A 547-nucleotide genomic window follows, 5' to 3' on the forward strand; every position below is an offset into this window, starting at 1 on the left:
AACCCCACCGAGTGTGTCTAAGCGGTAATTGGCAAACAAGCCTCTTCGCTCAACATCTAGCTTGCCTACAGACGCCTATGTCGATAACTCAATGCTACCCGAAGAGTATCGACCGCCCAATCTCAACTCTTGCCACAACGTAGGCTGAATGCCAATCGCTATCTCGGAAACAAACTCGGTATAAGACACTGGCAAAAAATCGTTCACCGAACTTAAACTCGAGTCATCATCACTGACCGGCAAGTTTCGCCCTTCACTGCTGTACGCCACCTTACCAGCCACAAAAAACTCTTGGCTCGACAGAACCGGAGAATACAGCTCCGCCTCAATGAGCTTATCTGTGCCCATCTCAACGTTGAGAGCCATTTCAGCACCGTGCGAGTTTAAGTTGGTAAAGTTAGTCGACATCCCTATGCCGTATTGGCTGTCGGTATCAAAGTCATCTTCAAGGAAGAAACGGAAGTTGAGGTAGTTTGGGCCCCAAGATTTTTCGTTAACGTCAAACACCAATAAATTCGAACCATCGACTTCTTCAAAGTGATAAGTA

General features: G+C 47.0%; 1 pseudogene. It reads right to left on the reverse strand.

Going from position 1 to position 547, the window contains the following annotated elements:
- Nucleotides 1-547 (reverse strand): annotated as a pseudogene (locus R7Z50_RS30270) (serine protease); the annotation flags it as partial.

The sequence above is a fragment of the Vibrio sp. 1249-1 genome (genome assembly GCF_033340495.1).